This window comes from Nocardia sp. NPDC047648 (genome assembly GCF_040642815.1).
Taxonomy (GTDB): Bacteria; Actinomycetota; Actinomycetes; order Mycobacteriales; family Mycobacteriaceae; genus Nocardia; species Nocardia gamkensis.
The window spans coordinates 325,119-343,702 of record NZ_JBEYSX010000003.1 but is presented as its reverse complement, the minus strand read 5'-3'; the positions used below and the strand labels follow the sequence as shown (position 1 = coordinate 343,702).

At 69.1% G+C, this 18,584-nt stretch carries 19 protein-coding genes; 11 read left to right on the top strand and 8 right to left on the bottom strand.

Features of this window, described 5'->3' with window-relative positions:
- Positions 1-76: 76 nt before the first annotated feature.
- On the bottom strand, positions 77-949 hold the full coding sequence (locus tag ABZ803_RS10280) for an LLM class flavin-dependent oxidoreductase (RefSeq protein WP_357034943.1): 873 nt from the start codon (positions 947-949) through the stop codon (positions 77-79).
- Between the two features lie 62 nt (positions 950-1,011).
- Positions 1,012-1,947 (bottom strand): NADP-dependent oxidoreductase, encoded by a 936-nt coding sequence (locus ABZ803_RS10275; RefSeq protein ID WP_357034940.1) that lies wholly within the window; start codon positions 1,945-1,947, stop codon positions 1,012-1,014.
- A gap of 339 nt (positions 1,948-2,286) precedes the next feature.
- On the opposite strand from ABZ803_RS10275, the gene clpB reads away from it, so the two are divergent.
- From clpB to ABZ803_RS10240, 7 genes are all read left to right on the top strand, one after another.
- Entirely contained in the window at positions 2,287-4,842 is a 2,556-nt protein-coding gene (gene clpB / locus ABZ803_RS10270; RefSeq protein WP_357034937.1) for an ATP-dependent chaperone ClpB, read from the top strand.
- 232 nt (positions 4,843-5,074) lie between these two features.
- Positions 5,075-5,884, top strand: coding sequence for a DUF5666 domain-containing protein (locus tag ABZ803_RS10265; protein ID WP_357034934.1), 810 nt, complete (start codon positions 5,075-5,077; stop codon positions 5,882-5,884).
- Positions 5,885-6,015: 131 nt separating this feature from the next.
- A complete protein-coding gene (locus ABZ803_RS10260) occupies positions 6,016-6,981 on the top strand; it encodes a hypothetical protein (RefSeq protein ID WP_357034931.1) in 966 nt (321 codons plus the stop codon).
- Between the two features lie 16 nt (positions 6,982-6,997).
- Positions 6,998-7,807: an SDR family oxidoreductase gene (locus tag ABZ803_RS10255; protein ID WP_357034928.1), complete on the top strand. Its 810-nt coding sequence runs from the start codon at positions 6,998-7,000 to the stop codon at positions 7,805-7,807.
- Position 7,808: 1 nt separating this feature from the next.
- The gene (pyrE, locus tag ABZ803_RS10250; RefSeq protein WP_040870748.1) at positions 7,809-8,357 is read left to right on the top strand and encodes an orotate phosphoribosyltransferase; all 549 of its coding nucleotides are present in this window, start codon (positions 7,809-7,811) and stop codon (positions 8,355-8,357) included.
- A 50-nt stretch (positions 8,358-8,407) separates the two neighbouring features.
- The gene (locus ABZ803_RS10245; protein ID WP_357034925.1) at positions 8,408-9,466 is read left to right on the top strand and encodes a beta-ketoacyl-ACP synthase 3; all 1,059 of its coding nucleotides are present in this window, start codon (positions 8,408-8,410) and stop codon (positions 9,464-9,466) included.
- Between the two features lie 2 nt (positions 9,467-9,468).
- Positions 9,469-10,176, top strand: coding sequence for a lysoplasmalogenase (locus ABZ803_RS10240; RefSeq protein WP_357034922.1), 708 nt, complete (start codon positions 9,469-9,471; stop codon positions 10,174-10,176).
- Here ABZ803_RS10240 and ABZ803_RS10235 read toward each other — a convergent pair.
- The 4 genes from ABZ803_RS10235 to ABZ803_RS10220 form a co-directional block, all read right to left on the bottom strand.
- Positions 10,160-10,606, bottom strand: coding sequence for a hypothetical protein (locus ABZ803_RS10235; RefSeq protein WP_040870742.1), 447 nt, complete (start codon positions 10,604-10,606; stop codon positions 10,160-10,162). The genes ABZ803_RS10240 and ABZ803_RS10235 overlap by 17 nt on opposite strands.
- A 65-nt stretch (positions 10,607-10,671) precedes the next feature.
- Positions 10,672-11,247 (bottom strand): Uma2 family endonuclease, encoded by a 576-nt coding sequence (locus tag ABZ803_RS10230; RefSeq protein ID WP_357034919.1) that lies wholly within the window; start codon positions 11,245-11,247, stop codon positions 10,672-10,674.
- 74 nt (positions 11,248-11,321) lie between these two features.
- Positions 11,322-11,975, bottom strand: a complete 654-nt coding sequence (locus ABZ803_RS10225; RefSeq protein WP_357034916.1) for a response regulator transcription factor — start codon at positions 11,973-11,975, stop codon at positions 11,322-11,324.
- Positions 11,972-13,336 carry a sensor domain-containing protein gene (locus tag ABZ803_RS10220; RefSeq protein WP_357034913.1) on the bottom strand — a complete coding sequence of 455 codons (1,365 nt, stop codon included), beginning with the start codon at positions 13,334-13,336 and terminating at the stop codon, positions 11,972-11,974. The genes ABZ803_RS10225 and ABZ803_RS10220 overlap by 4 nt, the downstream gene beginning before the upstream one ends.
- A gap of 92 nt (positions 13,337-13,428) precedes the next feature.
- Between ABZ803_RS10220 and ABZ803_RS10215 the strand changes: the two genes are divergently transcribed.
- The 3 genes from ABZ803_RS10215 to ABZ803_RS10205 all read left to right on the top strand — a co-directional run bounded on the left by ABZ803_RS10215 (position 13,429) and on the right by ABZ803_RS10205 (position 15,859).
- Entirely contained in the window at positions 13,429-13,761 is a 333-nt protein-coding gene (locus tag ABZ803_RS10215; protein WP_040870739.1) for a DUF4190 domain-containing protein, read from the top strand.
- A 54-nt stretch (positions 13,762-13,815) separates the two neighbouring features.
- Positions 13,816-14,502, top strand: a complete 687-nt coding sequence (locus tag ABZ803_RS10210; RefSeq protein WP_357034910.1) for a TrmH family RNA methyltransferase — start codon at positions 13,816-13,818, stop codon at positions 14,500-14,502.
- A 271-nt stretch (positions 14,503-14,773) separates the two neighbouring features.
- A complete protein-coding gene (locus ABZ803_RS10205; protein ID WP_357035427.1) occupies positions 14,774-15,859 on the top strand; it encodes a glycoside hydrolase family 76 protein in 1,086 nt (361 codons plus the stop codon).
- 7 nt (positions 15,860-15,866) lie between these two features.
- Here the strand turns inward: ABZ803_RS10205 and ABZ803_RS10200 are convergent, their stop codons facing one another.
- Together ABZ803_RS10200 and ABZ803_RS10195 are read right to left on the bottom strand one after the other, a co-directional pair.
- Positions 15,867-16,565, bottom strand: a complete 699-nt coding sequence (locus tag ABZ803_RS10200; RefSeq protein WP_357034907.1) for a DedA family protein — start codon at positions 16,563-16,565, stop codon at positions 15,867-15,869.
- Positions 16,566-16,570: 5 nt separating this feature from the next.
- Positions 16,571-17,224, bottom strand: a complete 654-nt coding sequence (locus tag ABZ803_RS10195) for a VTT domain-containing protein (RefSeq protein WP_051175645.1) — start codon at positions 17,222-17,224, stop codon at positions 16,571-16,573.
- A 298-nt stretch (positions 17,225-17,522) separates the two neighbouring features.
- Between ABZ803_RS10195 and fbaA the strand changes: the two genes are divergently transcribed.
- Positions 17,523-18,557, top strand: a complete 1,035-nt coding sequence (gene fbaA / locus ABZ803_RS10190) for a class II fructose-bisphosphate aldolase (protein WP_357034904.1) — start codon at positions 17,523-17,525, stop codon at positions 18,555-18,557.
- Positions 18,558-18,584 lie beyond the last annotated feature (27 nt).

Genomic DNA, 18,584 nt, shown 5'->3' with positions numbered 1-18,584 from the left:
CTGACCCTTCGGTAACCGGAGCCACGGACGGACGGCGCCGCGGCTTCGCGGCCCGTCCCCGCCGGGCAGACGCCGGTCACGACCCGGCGCCGGCCCGAACCGCGGGCACGACCTGCTCGGTATAACGACGGATCTGCTCGACCGGTTCCCCCTCGGTCGGCCAGAAGACGAAACCGTCGATCCGCTGTTCACGGTGCAGAAGCAGGAGATCGTCGACCCACCGCGCGGCCGGACCCTCCAGGAAGCCGCGGTCGGTTCCGTCCGCGGTGATGGTCCCGGACACGTTCAACACCCGCCGCACCGCCAGCGGGTCCCGGTCCGCCGCCGCGGCGGCGTCATCGATCCGCCTGCCCGCGTCGGCGAGGAACTCCGGCGGCGCCCACGCGGCCGACGGCACCCAGCCGTCGGCGGCGCGTCCGGTGAGCTCGAGCATGCGTGGGCCCCGCGCGCCGAGCCAGATGCCGGGATCGTGCCGCGGACGGGGACCGGGATGCGCGCCCGCGAGGGAGTAGAAGGATCCGGGCACCCGGACCGATCGCGCGTCGCTCCACAGGGCGCGGATGACCGCGATCGCCTCGCCGAGGGCGCGCACCGCTTCGCCACCGGTTCTGCGCGGTCCGCCCATCCCGGCCACAGCGTCCCAGAACGCGCCCGCGCCGAGGCCGAGCTGGATCCGGCCGTCGCTGATGATGTCGAGGGAGGCCACCGATTTCGCGAGCAGCGCGGGGTGGCGCAGTGGCAGGTTCGCCACGTCCGGGAAGAAGGTGATCCGCTCGGTCCGCGCGACCAGAGCGGTGATCAGGGTCCAGGTGTCCAGGAAACGGCGCTGGTAGGGGTGGTCCTGGATGCCGATCAGGTCGAGTCCGGATACGTCGGCGTACACACTCAGCTCGGCGAGCCTGCGGAAGTCCTCGGCCTCCGGGATCAGGAAAAGGCCGAATTGGGGCACTCGGGTGTTCAGCGCACACCTCCGGGGTCTCGCGCGAGGCCGGCCCGGCGGGCCGGGACGGCTCAGATGGCCAGCACGGTCTTGCCGCGTGCGCCGGGCGCTCCGATGACAGCGGGTGCCTCCGCGAGCGGGACGGTGGCGTCGATCGGCACGACCACGTCACCCGCGGCGACGCGCTGGATCAGCCTGGCCAGCTCCGGCGCTTTGCCCTGGGATTCGATGTTGCCGCCCCTGATCGACCGCGCGCGCAACGCCTCCTCGTCGGCGGCGAAGGTGGTGGAGTAGACGGTGCCGCCGTCGCGGACCAGCGTGGTCAGTTCTGCGAGCGCCTCGGGCGGGCTCACCAGGTCGAACAGCACGTCGATGCCGTCCGGATGCGCGGCGGCGACCTGGTCGCGCACCGGGGCCGCGGTGTAGTCCACCGTCTCGGCCGCGCCCAGCCGGGTCATCTGATCGGCGGAACCGCCGCGCGCCGTCGCGATGACGTGCGCGCCCGCGATATTGGCCAGTTGCACCAGGAAGGAGCCGACGCCGCCGGTCGCGCCCACGATCAGCACGGTCTGGCCGGGCTTGATGTGCGTGGCGTCCACGAGATCCTGCGCGGTGACTCCGGCGGTCGGCAGCGCGGCGGCCGCGACGGTCGGCACGCCGGGCGGGATCGGCACCAGCGTGCCGCCCTCCGGTAGCACCGCGTACTCGGCGAAACTGCCGTGGCCCACCGGCGGTGTGAGGAACTTGCCGACCACCCGGTCCCCGACGGCGAAGCGGCTGACGCCCGCCCCGATCGTGGCGACGGTGCCCGCTCCGTCCACCCCGAGGATCATCGGGAAGTCGTGGGGCAGTCTGCCGTCCAGGATTCCGGAGGCCACTTTTCGGTCGAAGGGGTTCACCCCGGCCGCCTGGAGTTGGACCCGCACGGCTCCGGGGCCGGGTTCGGGCATCGGCATCTCGGCCAGTTCCGGCGTCGCTCCGAACTTCCGTACCACGATCGCGCGCATCCATTCGCTCCTTGATTCGGGGTGAAGAGTGATGCAACAAGTGACGGCCGAGGTCATCGTAGGCATCCGAACCCCGCCGACGTGCGCAATCACCGCATCGGCGGTGTCGGCGAGGCGTCGCTTTCGCCGGTGTCGGGGCGTAGCGTTCGATCCGATACCCGGTGCCGGGCGGGCGCGCCGAAAAATTCGAACTTGAGCGGAACAGACTCAACCTTTCCGACGTTGGACGGTAAGGAACGGCGGCGAGCCGGTAGACGAGCGGGCGAGACGAAGCGAGGGCTTCGGTCGCACCGGAATGGTGCTCGGCGTCGTGGGAATCGACTAGTAGGAAGGTGACTCGTGGACTCGTTCAATCCCACCACCAAGACCCAGGCGGCGCTCACCGCCGCCCTGCAGGCGGCCTCCGCCGCGGGCAACCCGGAGATCCGTCCGGCGCACTTGCTGGTGGCGTTGCTGGACCAGACCGACGGCATCGCCGCGCCCTTGCTGAAGGCCGTCGGAACGGATCCGGCGACCGTTCGACGCGAGGCACAGGACCTGGTGGACCGGCTGCCGCGGGCGACCGGCGCCACCACCACGCCGCCGCTGGGCCGCGAGGCGCTCGCCGCGATCACCGCGGCGCAGCGCCTGGCCACCGAACTCGGTGACGAGTACGTCTCCACCGAGCACGTGATGGTCGGTCTCGCCGCGGGCGACTCCGATGTGACCATGCTGCTCACCAAGTACGGCGCCACCGCCGACGCGCTGCGTTCGGCGTTCACCGCGGTCCGCGGCAGCGCCCGGGTGACCAGCCCTGATCCGGAAGGCAGCTACCAGGCGCTGGAGAAGTACTCCACCGATCTCACCGAAGCCGCCCGCTCCGGCAAACTCGACCCGGTGATCGGCCGGGACACCGAGATCCGCCGGGTGGTGCAGGTCTTGAGCAGGCGCACCAAGAACAACCCGGTGCTGATCGGCGAGCCGGGCGTCGGCAAGACGGCGATCGTCGAGGGCCTGGCCCAGCGCATCGTGGCGGGCGATGTCCCGGAGTCGCTGCGCGGCAAGTCCGTGGTGGCGCTCGACCTCGGCGCGATGGTCGCGGGCGCGAAGTATCGCGGCGAATTCGAGGAGCGGCTCAAGGCCGTGCTGGAGGACATCAAGAACAGCGCGGGCCAGATCATCACGTTCATCGATGAACTGCACACCATCGTCGGCGCGGGCGCGACCGGCGAATCGGCGATGGACGCGGGCAACATGATCAAGCCGATGCTGGCTCGCGGCGAGTTGCGCCTGGTCGGCGCGACAACGCTGGACGAATACCGCAAGCACATCGAGAAGGACGCGGCCCTGGAGCGTCGCTTCCAGCAGGTGCTGGTCGGGGAGCCGTCGGTGGAGGACACCATCGGCATCCTGCGCGGCATCAAGGACCGCTACGAAGTGCACCACGGTGTGCGCATCACCGACTCCGCGCTGGTCGCCGCCGCCACGCTGTCGGACCGCTACATCACCTCCCGGTTCCTGCCGGACAAGGCGATCGACCTGGTCGACGAGTCGGCCTCGCGGTTGCGCATGGAGATCGACTCCCGTCCGGTGGAGATCGATGAGGTGGAGCGCGCGGTGCGCAGGCTGGAGATCGAAGAGGTCGCCCTCGCCAAGGAGACCGACGAGGCATCCAAGCAGCGGCTGGAGAAACTGCGCTCCGAACTCGCCGACGACCGGGAGAAGCTCAACCAGCTGACCACTCGCTGGCAGAACGAGAAGAACGCGATCGACCAGGTGCGCACGCTCAAAGAACAGCTGGAAGCGCTGCGCGGCGAGTCGGAGCGCGCCGAGCGCGACGGCGACCTGGGCAAGGCGGCCGAACTGCGCTACGGCCGGATCCCGGCGCTGGAGAAGCAGCTCGCCGAGGCCGAAAAGGTCTCCGCCACAGCCGGAGACGGCGAGGTGATGCTCAAGGAGGAGGTCGGCCCGGACGACATCGCCGAGGTGGTGTCGTCGTGGACCGGTATTCCGGTGGGCCGGATGCTGGAAGGTGAGACGCAGAAGCTGCTGCGCATGGAGGACGAGCTGGGCCGCCGCGTGGTCGGTCAGACCGAGGCGGTGCAGGCGGTGTCCGACGCGGTGCGCCGGGCCCGCGCGGGTGTCGCCGATCCGAACCGACCCACCGGCTCGTTCATGTTCATCGGCCCGACCGGCGTCGGTAAGACCGAGCTGGCGAAGTCGTTGGCGGACTTCCTGTTCGACGACGAGCGCGCCATGGTCCGCATCGACATGAGCGAATACAGCGAGAAGCACTCGGTGGCCCGGCTGGTCGGCGCGCCGCCCGGCTACGTCGGTTACGACCAGGGCGGTCAGCTCACCGAGGCGGTGCGGCGCAGGCCCTACACGGTGGTGCTGTTCGACGAGATCGAGAAGGCGCACCCGGATGTGTTCGACATCCTGCTCCAGGTGCTCGACGAGGGCAGGCTCACCGACGGCCAGGGCCGCACGGTGGACTTCCGCAACACCATCCTCATCCTGACCTCGAACCTGGGTTCGGGCGGTGATCGCGAGTTCGTCATGAACGCGGTGCGTTCGGCCTTCAAGCCGGAGTTCCTCAACCGCCTCGACGACGTGGTGATGTTCCACGCCCTCGACGAGGAGCAGCTCGAGCGCATCGTCGACATCCAGCTCGACCAGCTGCAGAAACGGCTGGCGCAGCGCAGGCTGAAGCTGGACGTCAGCGATTCGGCCCGGTTCTGGCTCGCCGTGCGCGGCTACGACCCCGCCTACGGCGCGCGTCCGCTGCGCAGGCTGATCCAGCAGGCCATCGGCGACTCGCTGGCCAAGGAACTGCTCGCGGGCGAGGTCGCCGACGGCGACAGCGTCAAGGTGAGCGTCAGCCCCGACGGGGACGGCCTGATCGTCGGACGGTGAGCGAGCGGCCTCGCTCCGGGCAGCGCTCGGGGCGAGGCCCGTTCGACGCCTACTGCGCAACTCGATTCGCGCACAGCATGTTTCATCGACCGGGCAGGGTGACGACACCGGCCGGAGGAGATCGACGGCGCCTCGCGTGTAAGGGATCGGGCTCCGGCGTGGGTCTTCCGGAGGGCACACCGGTTCAGCGGGTGCGGACGCGAGTGCGCGAACAAAGCCTACGCTGGAACGCATGACCAACCCGAACGATCCCTGGGGACAGCGGCCGGAGGATGCGCCGACCGAACACCTGGGTCCGCCGGGCAAGTCCGGATACGGGGACCCCGCGCACACCACGGAGTACCTCGAGGCGTACGGCACCGCCGCCCCGTCGGAATATCCCCCGACGGAGCATTACGGAGCGTGGGGGCCGCCGGGCACCAACGCGACGCGCGAGTTCCCCGCCTACGACGCCCAGTGGGCCGCCTATCCGGACAGCGGCGGCGACCGGTGGCCGGGCACGGCGGGGCCGCCCGGTGGCGCGATGCCGCCCGGTGGTGGACCGCCGCCGAGGCCGCCGCAGCCGCCGCGGCGCAACACCGGCCTGTGGATCGCCCTCGGCCTCGGCGTGGTGTTGCTGATCGGAGCCATCGGTGTGGTCGCGGGCGTGCTGCTGGGCAGCAGCGATTCCGGTTCGGCCGACACGGCGGCGGCCACGACGGCGCGCGTCACGACCAAGCCGGCGCCGGGAACCAGGAACGCGCAGCCGACCCCTCCGAGCGGGCTGCCCAGCGTGCCCGGCCTCGGCGATGTCGACGGCCTCGGCGCGACGGTGGGCACCATCACCGCCAACGACGGGGGCACCCTGACGGTCAGTTCGGTGATGGGAAACACCATCACGGTGCGCACGGACGCGAGCACTCAGGTGATCGCGTTGGCGGGCACCGCGGTATCCGATCTTGCCCCCGGTGAACTCGTCATGATCCAGGGCGACAAGGGCCCGGACGGATCGATCCAGGCCAAGATCATCATCGGTACCTCGCTGCCCGGCGGCGGACGATGAACCGCCCCGGCCGCATCCGGTGCGCGGCGCCGCGCGTTCACCCGCGGATCGGCGCCCGCTCCGCTTTCGCTCGGCCCGGCGCGGGGGTAATGACGGACCATGTCCGGCCGGGACTATTAGGCTAGGCGTCGATGACGGCAATGTGGTTCGGGTTGGCGGCGATCGCGCTCGTGGGCGCGATCGTGCTGCTGTATTTCGATCGGCTCCAGCGGCAGCGGACCGGTCACGCGCGACAGGTCTGGGCGAAGTCGCAGGGCTATACCTACGTTTCCGTGGAACCCGCGCTGCCGTCCACGTGGCGCCGCGGCGCGCTGGCCAAATTGGGCTATCTCTCCGCGGTCGACGTGGTCTCCGGCATCCGTAAGGGCGAGAAGTTCGTGCTGTTCGATCTGGAGGATGCCGCGACGCTGGTCGCGGTGCGCCGCCAGATCGGCTCGGACATCGACGTGGACATGCGGTTGAAGACGGCCGCACCGCCCAAGGACCACGATCTGGAGCTGCTCGGCGCGATCGGCGACCGCGTGGTCTTCGCCACCAATCCCGAAATCGCCAGGCACGCTGTCGATCAGCGCATGGTCGCCTTCATCGAGAATCTGCCGGACACCGTGCAGATGCTCTGGAGCGAGGGCAACTGGACGCTGGGCATGCTGCTGGTGGGCACCACTCCGAAGGACTGGGAAGGCGCGATCGACGCGGTGCTGCGCCTGTCCGGCCTGCTGCATGTACTGCCGCCGGTCAGCGAGCCGCGCTTCGACGGCGGCGGACACGATCCGGGCCGTCCGCGCCCCCGTGAACGCCGGCGCGAGGACGACGACGACCGGCCGCGCGCCGAGGCCGATGACGACGAGCTGTCCGACGACGACTCCTACGCCGACGAGCCCGCGGACGAGCCGGGGCAGGAACCGGCGCGCCGCCCCTCGCTCGCCGTGGTGCCGAATACCCGCGCCCGCGGGCGCGAGGACGAGAAGGCGCGGCCGCGCGAGGAGCGCGACGCCGAGGGCCGGGCCGATCCCGAGTCGCGGCAGCGGCCCGCCGACCCGCCCGGCGGACCGTTCCATCCCGGATTCCGGCCCTACCAGGGACCTGTGCCGAAGTGACCGGCCACGCGCCCACATGACCGAGCATCCACACCCCAGGCTGCCCGGCGCCACCCGCCCGGTGGCCTTGATCACCGGACCGACCTCGGGTATCGGCCGCGGCTACGCGACCCGCCTGGCCTCGCTCGGTTACGACCTGGTGCTGGCCGCCCGGGACGAGCGGCGTCTCACGGCCCTCGCGACCGAGGTGGAGCACCGCTTCGGCACCCGCTCGCAGATCCTCGTCGCCGATCTGGCCAGGGCCGAGGACCGCGAACAGGTCGCGGCGCGACTGACCGAGGGCGTCGAATTCCTGGTCAACAACGCCGGTTTCGCGCACTCCGGCGAGTTCTGGACGCTGCCGCCCGAGCAGTTGCAGGCGCAACTCGACGTCAACGTCACCGCCGTGGTGCAGCTCACCAGGGCCACGCTGCCGTCGATGATCGCGGCGGCGAACGGTTGCGTCGTCAACGTGGCCAGCGTGGCGGGCCTGATCCCCGGACGAGGGTCGACGTATTCGGCGTCGAAGGCCTACGTCGTATCCTTCACGGAAGGGTTGGCAGGGGGATTGGCCGGGACCGGAGTCCGGGTCCAAGCCCTGTGCCCGGGATTCGTCCGCACGGAATTCCATCGGCGAGCAGGCATCGAGATGTCCTCGCTGCCCAACGCGTTGTGGCTGAGCGTCGAGCAGGTAGTCGCCGGCTCACTGCGTGATCTGGAGAAGGGCCGGGTGCTCAGTGTGCCCGGAATGCAGTACAAAGCGCTCACCACCCTCGCCGGAGCGATCCCGCGAACCCTGGGTGCCCGGCTCAATCGCGGGCTGTTCAACGCACGCGGAAGGACTTGAGATGATCGACGTGATTACCAACGACAGGGATAGGTTGGCCGCGCTGGTACGCGAACTCGCCGTGGTGCACGGCCGGGTGACCTTGTCCTCCGGCAAGGAGGCCGACTACTACGTCGACCTGCGCCGCGCGACCCTGCACCACGGCGCGGGCCCGCTGATCGGCAAGCTGCTACGCGAGCTCGTCGCGGACTGGGATTTCGACGCCGTCGGCGGCCTCACCATGGGCGCGGACCCGGTGGCGCTGGCCGTGATGCACGCTCCCGGTCGCCCGATCGACGCGTTCGTGGTGCGCAAGGCGGCGAAGTCGCACGGTATGCAGCGGCAGATCGAAGGCCCGGACATCGTGGGCAAGCGGGTGCTGGTCGTCGAGGACACCACCACGACCGGAAATTCGCCGCTGACCGCGGTGCGGGCGCTGCGCGCGGCGGGCGCTACCGTGGTCGGAGTCGCCACCGTGGTCGACCGGGAAACCGGCGCTGACCAGGTTATCGCCGCGGAAGGACTGGAGTACCGGTCGATCCTCGGCCTCAAGGATCTCGCCCTGGGATAGCCTGGACGATGGTCTAAGTCTTCGAAGGTGAAGGGTCGTGTGAGTCCCCAGTGGTGAGCATTGCAGTCAACAAGAGTCGCGAAAACGTTGCGATGCTCGGAATCGGCGCTTACCGACCCAAGCGCCTGGTCAGCAACGCCGAGGTCTGCGAGGTCCTGGACTCCACCGACGAGTGGATCTACGAGCGCACCGGTGTCCGCAACCGGCGCTGGATCAGCGGCGAGGAGACGCTCCGGTCGATCGCCGCGGCGGCGGGCGAGCGCGCGATCGTCAACAGCGGCGTCGATCGGTCGAAGATCGGCGCCGTGATCCTGGCCACCTCCAGCTGGCTGACCCTGACTCCGCACGGCGCGCCGCAGGTGGCCTGCGACATCGGGATGAACGGTGTCGCCGCCTTCGACCTGACCTCCGGCTGCGGCGGCTTCGGCTACGGCCTCGGTGTGGCCGCCGACATGATCCGGTCCGGCTCCGCCGAGTACGTGCTGCTCATCGGCGCCGAGACGATGACCGTCGGGCTCGATCCCACCGACCGCGGCACCGCGATGATCTTCGGGGACGGCGCGGGCGCGGTCGTGGTCGGCCCGAGCGACGAGAACGGCATCTCGCCCACCGTCTGGGGCAGCGACGGCGAGAACGCCGCCGCGATCATGCAGGACATCGATTTCCTGGAGTACATGCACCGCGCCCAGGCCATGCAGGGTATGGACCCGGCCGTCGATCCGGTCGGCCGGATGTCGCTGCGGATGGAGGGACCGCGGGTCTTCCGCTGGGCGGCGGTCACCCTGCCGCGTGCGCTGTCCACCGCGCTCGAGATCTCCGGCGTGGCCAAGGAGGACATCGAGGTCTTCGTCCCGCATCAGGCCAACGCCCGGATCAACGAGCTGATGAAGAAGAACCTCGGACTGGCCGACGAGATCCCGATGGCCAACGACATCGAGAACACCGGCAATACCTCGGCAGCGTCCATTCCGCTCGCGATCGAGGAGATGCTGGTCACCGGCAAGGCGAAGGGCGGCCAGACGGCGTTGCTGCTCGGTTTCGGCGCCGGTCTGAGCTACGCGGGCCAGGTCGTCACGTTGCCGCCCGCCCCGGCCGAACCGAGCTTCTAGTCGTGCGCCCGTTCCGAGCCGGGTATCTCGTCGCCGCGGCGGTCACCGTCTACGGCGCCGTCACCGGGCGCGAGAAGGCGCAGTGGATCGCGAAGCCGCTGTTGATGCCGCTGCTCGCGGCCGATGTGGTGACCGAGGGCAGCGAACTGCCGTCCACCGAGCGCACCATGCTGATCGGGTCGCTGGGTGCGGCAACCATCGGCGACATTCTGCTCATCGATCCGGATGACGACCGCAGGCTGATCGCGGGCGCGTCGTCGTTCGCGGTGATGCAGGCCGGATACGCCACCCTGTGGTGGCGGATGGGCGGCAGGCCCGCCGCCGGGGTGGCCGTGCCGCGGGTGGCCGCGTGGCTGGGCGTCGCCGGATTGCTGCGGAAGAAGGCGCCATCGGTGGCCGCACCACTGACGGCCTACGGCGTCACCCTGGGCGCCGCGGCCGTGCTGGCATCCGACCCTGCGCTCGCGCCCACCGCGAAAAACGTTGCGGGCGTTAATGTTCCCGGCACCGACCCGCGCAGTCGCCTCGGCCTCGGGGCACTGCTGTTCACCGTCTCCGATGGGCTCATCGTGCTGCGGCGATTGTTCGCACGCGGTCAGCGAGCCCGCCGGGTGACCGAAGGCGTGATTCTGGCGACCTACACGGCCGCGCAGTATCTGCTCGCCGATCCGAAAGCACACGTCGAACCGGTGATCACAGCAGCAGAATGATGCGATCGCGGTTCGCCGGGTCGACGCGGATGGACAGGATCTCGCCGACCGCGAGCCGCGGTTTGTCCGCCGGGGTGGCGTCGAAAACGACAGTGCCCCGGTAACTTTCCGAGCCCGGCACGGTCAGTTCGAGATCCAGCTCGGTGAGTTCGGTGTGATGATCGGTGCGTTCCAAGGGATGCACGCCCTCCACGGTCGCCCAGCCCTCCAAACCGTGCCGCCACAACTGGCGATCCGCCTTGGACGGCCGCGCGGCCAGCATCATCCCGATCCCCACACACGAGCCGAACAGCCCGACCAGCGCCACGATCTGATAGGGCACGGTCCCCGGCGGCGTCCGATGCACCACCCAGCCCAGCCACAGCGCCAGCAGGATCAGATACCCGGCGGTCACTCCGAGCACCGTGCGCAATATCCGCTCGTGATCCATACCAGCCTCCACCCCGAGTGCCAGACCTCCAGGATAGGCCGGGCACATCCGGCGATGGAGGGCTATCAGGGCGCGCGACTGCTGGTCAGCGCGGCAAGATCGATCGTGATCGGGGTCCCGGCGACGTCGACCGTCACCGTGCCGGACTGTTCGGCGACGAGTTCGTAGTCACGGCCGATGAGGTGGTAAGCGGCGAGGCTTGTGGGCTTGTCGAGGTCGATCAGCCAGTAGTGCTCGATACCGGCGTCGGCGTACTCGAAGAATTTCGTCACCCGGTCGGTGCGTCGTGAACCGGGCGAAAGGATTTCGACGGCGAGCAACACGTCGGCCGCTTGATAGCGGGGCAGGTTGGCCTCGATACCGGCTTCGGGCACCACGAGAATGTCCGGGACTCGGATGGTGGGCAGCGTACCCGCGTCGATCACCACTTCGGTGTCGGTCAGCACGCCGTAGATGCCGGGCAGTTGGGGTTCCAACTGCGGGCCCAGCCGCAAGATAGCGCGCTGATGTTGCGACACCGGTTTCGGTGACACGACCAGAACCCCCTCGACAAGCTCATAATTTCGGCTGCTGTCCTCCGGCAGCGCGATCCAGTCCTCCAGGGTCAGCAGATGATCAGGCCAGTTCACGTCGACGGTCATCGCTTCCTCCCCTCCCCACACGGATACCGCGTTGCGGCCAGTCTGGCACAGCCGGCCGACAATCCACAGCGTCGTCAGCCCTTGAGTCGCAATACCGCCAGCACACGGCGGTGACGGGTCTCGGAGGGCGGTAGGTCGAGCTTGATGAAGATGTTGCCGATGTGCTTCTCCACCGCGCGTTCGGTGACGGTCAGTGCGGCGGCGATGGCGTTGTTGGACAGGCCTTGGGCCATCAGCTCGAGCACCTCGCGTTCGCGCCGGGTGAGGCGGGCCAGCGAATCCTGCTGACGCGAGGCGCCCATCAGTTGGCTCACCACCTCCGGGTCGAGCGCGGTGCCGCCGGTGGCCACGCGGTACAGCGCGTCCACGAAGTCCCGTACGTCGGCGACCCGGTCCTTGAGCAGGTAGCCGACGCCGCTCGCGCCGCCGGCCAGCAACTCGGTGGCGTAGCGGGTCTCGACCCACTGGGAGAACACCAGGACGCCGGTCGTCGGGTATTTGCGGCGCAATTCGATGGCGGCCAGCAGCCCCTCGTCGGTGTAACTCGGGGGCATCCGCACGTCCACCACGGCGACATCGGGACCGTGCGCGCCGACCACGTCGGCGAGGGTGGTCGCGTCGCCGACCATGGCGACCACCTCGTGGCCGCGTTCGGTGAGCAGTCCGGCCAGCCCGTCGCGCAGGATGACGCTGTCCTCCGCGATCACGACGCGTAGTCCGTCGCTCATCGCGACCCCGCCAGCGGCAGCACGATCGTCACCACGGTCGGTCCACCTGCCGGGCTCCGCACGCTCAGCGTCCCGTCCACGGTGCGGGCCCGCGCCGCGAGGCCGGACAACCCGCTACCCGCACCGAGCGCGCCGTCCACCGGCGTCGACACGCCGCCGATTCCGTTGTCGCGCACCGTCACCACGATGGTCTGCCCCTCGCCCGGCAGTACCGAGACCCACGCGCCGGTGGCCTGAGCGTGCCGCACCACGTTCGTCAGCAGTTCGGCGACCGAGAAATACGCGATCGCCTCGATGGCCGGAGTCGGTCGTCCTGGCAGACGCACCCGCAGCTCCACCGGCACCGAGCAGCGCGCCGTCAGCGTCTCCAAAGCCGGTTCCAGGCCCAATTCCAAAGCGGGCGGGTGGATCCCGCGCACCAGTTCGCGCAGTTCGGTCAACGCTTCCTTGGAGCCGGCGCGCGCGTCCGCGATGAGATCGCTGGGATCCCCGCCCTCGGCGAGCCGTTCCTCGGCCCTGCCCAGTGCCATCGCGATGGTGACCAGTCTGGCCTGGGTGCCGTCGTGCAGGTCGCGTTCGAGTCTGCGCAGCGTCGCCGCGGAGTCCTCGACCGCGGTCAACCTGCTCTCCCGCAGTTCGGTCACCCTGCGGTCCCGCGCCGTCGCGCTGAGCAGGGCGATGGTCAGCAGCCCGTGCACCCGGCAGACGCCGCGCAGCAACCAGGGCAGCGCCAGGCAGCCGAGCAGGCCGATCAGCGCGAAGCCGAGCACTTTCGGCCAGCTGTCGAGGTAGAAGTCGCCGAACTGCACCATCGACTGATGTTCGACGCCGTACTCGTCGACATTGGTCGGGTGGATCAGCGCCCACGGGATCGGCGACAGCGCGATGAACATGGTCATCGCCACGGTGACGAGCACCAGATATCCCACCGCGACGCCGAGCACCGCTTGGGCGAGCAGGAACAGCGCCGCGCGCCAACTCGCCCGATCGGTGAAGGCGCTTCTGAGGAATCCGAGCAGTCCGGACGCGGGCGCGAACGGCGGAGGCGGCGCGACGGCGACGCCGAGCAGGTCCTCGGCCAGCGCCCGGTAGATCCGGCCCCACGCCCGTCCACCCAGCAGCACTATCGCGAGCACGGGCACGCCGATGACGGTGATCGCGAGATACAGTCCGCCCCCGAAGCCGAGGAACAGATAGGCGACGGCCAGGCAGCCGATCACGAAAACGGTGAGAACGTAGACGAGTTCCTTCCAGAACCGGGCACGCACCGGCGCGAGCAGCACCGTGCGCAGCACATGCTCTTCCGGTTCCAGCGCTGGCGGGGCGAGCACGAGGGTCGGTTCGGCGTGTGTCTCGGTCATGGAATCCATGGTTGTCGCGGTGCTTTCGAGGTTCGATGGAGCTGCCCGCCGAAGATGTGGTGTAGCCCGCCACACCTACTACGATCCTGCTGATGAGCTATCCGCCGCAGCAGCCGTACGGCTATCCAGCCTATGGGGCCTACGGCCCCCCGGACCACCCGAGAGCCACCACGATCCTGATCCTGGGCATTCTGAGCCTCGTGCTGTGCCAGTTCATCGGACCCGTCGCCTGGGTGATGGGCAAGCGGGCGCTCAACGAGATCGACGCCTCCGGCGGCACCATCGGTGGACGGGGGAACGTCAACGCGGGCTACATCTGCGGCATCATCGCCACCGCACTGATGTGCCTGACCTTGCTGTTCCTGCTGTTGCTGCTGGTGCTCGGCCTGGTCGGCGCGTTCGCGGGCAGCTCGTCCGGTTACTGAGCCGGTACCAGGCCACCCGGCGCGGGCGCGGTGACCGGAATTAGCATCGTCGGGGTGAGTCACCCGGTGCCGGATGCGGCGGAGCAGGACCTACCAGGGCCGACGGAGTGGGGCGAGCACCCCAACGGCGTCGGCCCGTGGGCGAGCGAGCACGCCGAGCCGCCGCCGGACGATCCGCGCCTGGACCCTGAACTGCTGGCCGCGGGCGACCGCCGCAACGTGGTCGACGCGTACCGGTACTGGAGGCGGGAGGCCATCGTCGCCGACATCGACCGGCGCAGGCACCCGTTCCACGTCGCGATCGAGAACTTCGGGCACGACGCGAACATCGGCACGGTCGTCCGCACGGCGAACGCCTTCGCCGCCGCGGCCGTGCACATCGTCGGCAGGCGGCGCTGGAATCGGCGCGGCGCCATGGTGACCGACCGCTACCAGCACATCCGGCACCACACCGACATCGGCGAGCTGCTCGCGTTCAGCGAGCGCGCCGGGTTGACAGTGGTCGCCGTCGACAACGTGCCGGGTTCGGTCCCGCTGGAGACGGTCACACTGCCGCGCGCGTGCCTGCTGCTGTTCGGCCAGGAGGGGCCCGGTGTCACCGACCACGCCAAGCAGGCCGCCGTGATGACGGTGTCGATCGCGCAGTTCGGTTCCACCCGCAGCATCAACGCCGGCGTAGCCGCGGGGATTGCCATGCACGCGTGGGTGCGGCAACACGCCGATCTGACGGCCGCCTGGTGAGTGCCTTCCGCGTGTTCGGCCGTGTGAGCAGGAGATCTTCCGGTCCCGGAGCACACCGGCACGATTGCACATCGCTTTCGTAACAAATCGGGCGCATAAATCCGTTCGGGCCTGGCACCATTGATCCATGACCTCGCGGAGCGACGACATCGAGGTGCCGCGCGTGGAGCACGCCGAAAAGGGCTCCGCGGTACCGCGTCCGCCGGCTGTCCGGGCACGGACGGGCCGGGAGGCCGTCGCGCCCGCGACGCTGTGGTCCGAACGGGCCGACATGGCCGAATCGGCGATCATCTCGCGGCACCTGCGCGCGCTGTGGGCGCTGCCGGGCACCGAACTCGGCGTGGTCGGCTGGCCCGCCACCAAGCGCGAGCGGGTCTTCGGCGGGTGGCACTACTGGTGGCAGGCGCATCTGATCGAATGCGCGATCGACGCCGCGAACCGGGCGCCGACTCCGCTGCGCCGCAGGCGGATCGCCGCTCTTGCGCGCTCGCATCGCATCCGCAACATCACCGGCTGGACCAACCGGTACTACGACGACATGGCGTGGCTGGCCATCGCACTGGAACGCGCCGAGCGCACCCAGGGCACCGACGTGCGCAGCGCGCTGGCCGCGCTGGAGAAGCAACTGCACGACGGCTGGCAGCCGCAGATCGGCGGCGGCCTGCCCTGGCGCACCGGTTCCGACTATTTCAACGCGCCCGCGAACGGCCCCGCCGCGATCGCGCTGTTACGGCTCGGGCGCATCCAGCGCGCTCAGGAGATGGCCGACTGGTTGGACGCGACGCTGCGCGATCCGGAGACCGGTTTGATCCTCGACGGAATCCATCTGCCCTCCGGTGAGATCGAGCGCCCCGTGTTCACCTACTGCCAGGGCGTGGCGCTCGGCTTGGAGACCGAACTTGCCGTCCAAACCGGCGATCCGAAGCACACCGAACGCGTGCACCGGCTGCTCGCGGCCGTCGAGGAACACATGACCACCGACGGTGTCGTCAACGGCGGCGGCGGGGGCGACGGCGGACTGTTCAACGGCATCCTGGCCCGATACCTGGCGCTGGTCGCGGTGATGTTGCCCGGGGAGGATTCCGAACAGGTCGCCGACCGCCGCGCGGCCGCCGCGATCGTCACCGCGTCCGCCGAGGCGGCGTGGGCGAACCGGCTGCAAGTGGAGGGCGAGCCACTGTTCGGGCACGACTGGAGCAAGCCCGCGCAACTGCCCGGCGGCAGCGCGGGAGCCGGTCACTTCACCGCGGGCGGCTCGGTGACCTCGTCGAAGGTGCCGGGACGCGACATGTCGGTGCAGTTGTCCGGCTGGCTGCTCATGGAGGCGGCCTACCAGGTCAGCGCCGCGGGGCTGTGAGCGCGGATCAGCTCTCGGATTCCAGGACCGCGCTCGGGGCCGTCTCCAGCGCGAAGTCCTCTGCGGGCTGGGACATCTCCTGCCGGTAGTGCCGCACGCCGAGCACCGTCCCGATGATCAAGCCCACCACGAGCGTGCCGATCACGATCGGCATCAGCCACGGCACCCGCCCGAGGAAGTTGCCCGCGTAGTAGCCGATGAGCAACAGCACCGGCGCCCAGACGATCGCCCCGACGGTGCTGGCCACGGTGAATTTGCGGTGGTCCATTCGCGCCGCGCCCGCGACCGAGGGGCACAGGGTGCGCACCCAGGGGATCCACCGGGCGATCAGCACCGCGACGAATCCGTGCCGGTGCAGCAGTTCGGCGACGCGCTGCAGATTGCGGACGTTGATGTATCTGCCGTTCTTGCGGGCGACCAGATGCCGTCCGGTCCGATGCCCGATGACGTAGCCGACCTGGTTGCCCGCGATGGCCGCCACCATCGCGCCCAGCGACAGCGCCCATACGTGCGCCTCGCCCGAAGCGTGCGATGCCATCACGATGCCCGCGGTGATGAGCATCGAGTCACCGGGCAGGAACAGCCCGAGGATCACCGCGCACTCGAGGAAGACGAAGGTCAACACCACTGCCCAGACGAGCGCGGGGCCCGCGGAGAGTAGCGGATCGAAACTGCCCACGGCTAGGGGCGACGAGTCCGTCGTCACCGGCTTCAGCGGGTGCGCTCGCTGGTCGAAGCGGTCAGCTCGCTCTCGACCGCCTCGGACACGGGTGTACCGCGGCGAATCTTCTTCACCACGGCGGTGATGCCGGGCAGGATCGAGACGAAGACGATGAGCAGGAAGATCGCCTCGACGTGGTCACGGATGAACGCGACGTTGCCCAGGAAGTAGCCGAGCACCGTGACGCCGCCGCCCCACAGCACCGCGCCGACGATGTCGAACGCGACGTACTTGCGATAGTCCATTTTGGAGACTCCGGCCAGGACCGGCATGAAGGTGCGCACGATCGGCACGAACCGGGCCAGGACGATCGTCTTCGGGCCATGCTTCTCGAAGAATTCGTGGGTCTCCGTGACGTAATGCTTCTTGAAGAACCGGGTGTCCTCTTTCTGGAACAGCGCCGGTCCTATCGCCCGTCCGATCCAGTAGGCACACTGGTCGCCCGCGAACGCGACCAGGACGACGGCGGGTACCAGAACCCAGATCGACACCGGCGGATTCGGCTGCGCGGACAGCAGGCCGCCGGTGAACAGCAGCGAATCGCCGGGCAGGATCGGGAACAGCAAGCCGGTCTCGATGAAGACGATGACCAGGATGGCCGGCAGCACCGCGTTCTTCAGCCACGTCTCCGTGAGCAGGTGCATCGGGTCGAGCAACTCGGTAAGCGCGAGGTTGCTCGTCACCGATTCTGTCGCTGCCTGCAGAATCACGTGGCCTCCTGTCCCGATACGGCTGGCCTGCATCGCTTGCCACCGCGTCGGAAGCTGCCAGCGCAAATTACCGGCCCCACAGTACCGGCTCCGCCTGAGAATGCTCGCGCAGTGCGCGAAATTACCGGTGGGTCACCTGTCCACTCCCTCCCTGCATACCAGGCGAAACACAGCTGCCTTAGGGTAAGGGCTGACAAAATAGGTCTTTGCCGCACAACACGGAGGTCTTACTGTGCCCATCGCGACTCCGGAGGTCTACGCCGAGATGCTCGGTCGGGCCAAAGCCAATTCCTTCGCCTTCCCGGCCATCAACTGCACGTCGTCGGAGACGGTCAACGCGGCCATCAAGGGTTTCGCGGACGCGGGCAGCGACGGCATCATCCAGTTCTCCACCGGCGGCGCGGAATTCGGCTCCGGCCAGGGTGTGAAGGACATGGTCACCGGCGCGGTGGCGCTGGCCGAGTTCGCGCACGTGGTCGCGGCCAGGTACGACGTGACCATCGCGCTGCACACCGACCACTGCCCCAAGGACAAGCTGGACACCTTCGTCCGGCCGCTGCTGGCGATCTCTCAGGAGCGGGTCAACGCGGGTAAGAACCCGCTGTTCCAGTCGCACATGTGGGACGGCTCCGCGATTCCGATCGACGAGAACCTCGAGATCGCCAAGGAACTGCTGAAGGCCACGCACGCCGCGAACATCATTCTCGAGGTCGAGATCGGTGTCGTCGGCGGTGAAGAGGACGGCGTCGAGGCGGAGATCAACGAGAAGCTCTACACCTCGCCGGAGGACTTCGAGAAGACCATCGACGCCCTCGGCTCGGGCGAGAACGGCAAATACCTGCTCGCGGCAACCTTCGGCAACGTGCACGGCGTGTACAAGCCGGGCAACGTCGTGCTCAAGCCAGAGGTGCTCGCCGAGGGGCAGCGCGTCGCGGCGGCGAAGCTCGGCCTCGGCGCCGACGCGCAGCCGTTCGACTTCGTCTTCCACGGCGGTTCCGGCTCGCTGAAGTCGGAGATCGAGGACTCGCTGCGCTTCGGCGTGGTGAAGATGAACGTCGACACCGATACCCAGTACGCGTTCACGCGGCCGGTGGCCGGGCACATGTTCGCCAACTACGACGGCGTGCTGAAGATCGACGGCGAAGTGGGCAACAAGAAGGCCTACGACCCGCGCAGCTACCTGAAGAAGGCCGAGGCGTCGATGGCGGCCCGCGTCGTCGAGGCGTGCAACGACCTGCACTCCGCCGGACGCTCGATCAGCGCCTGACCCTGATTCACCCGTCAGGGGCTTGGT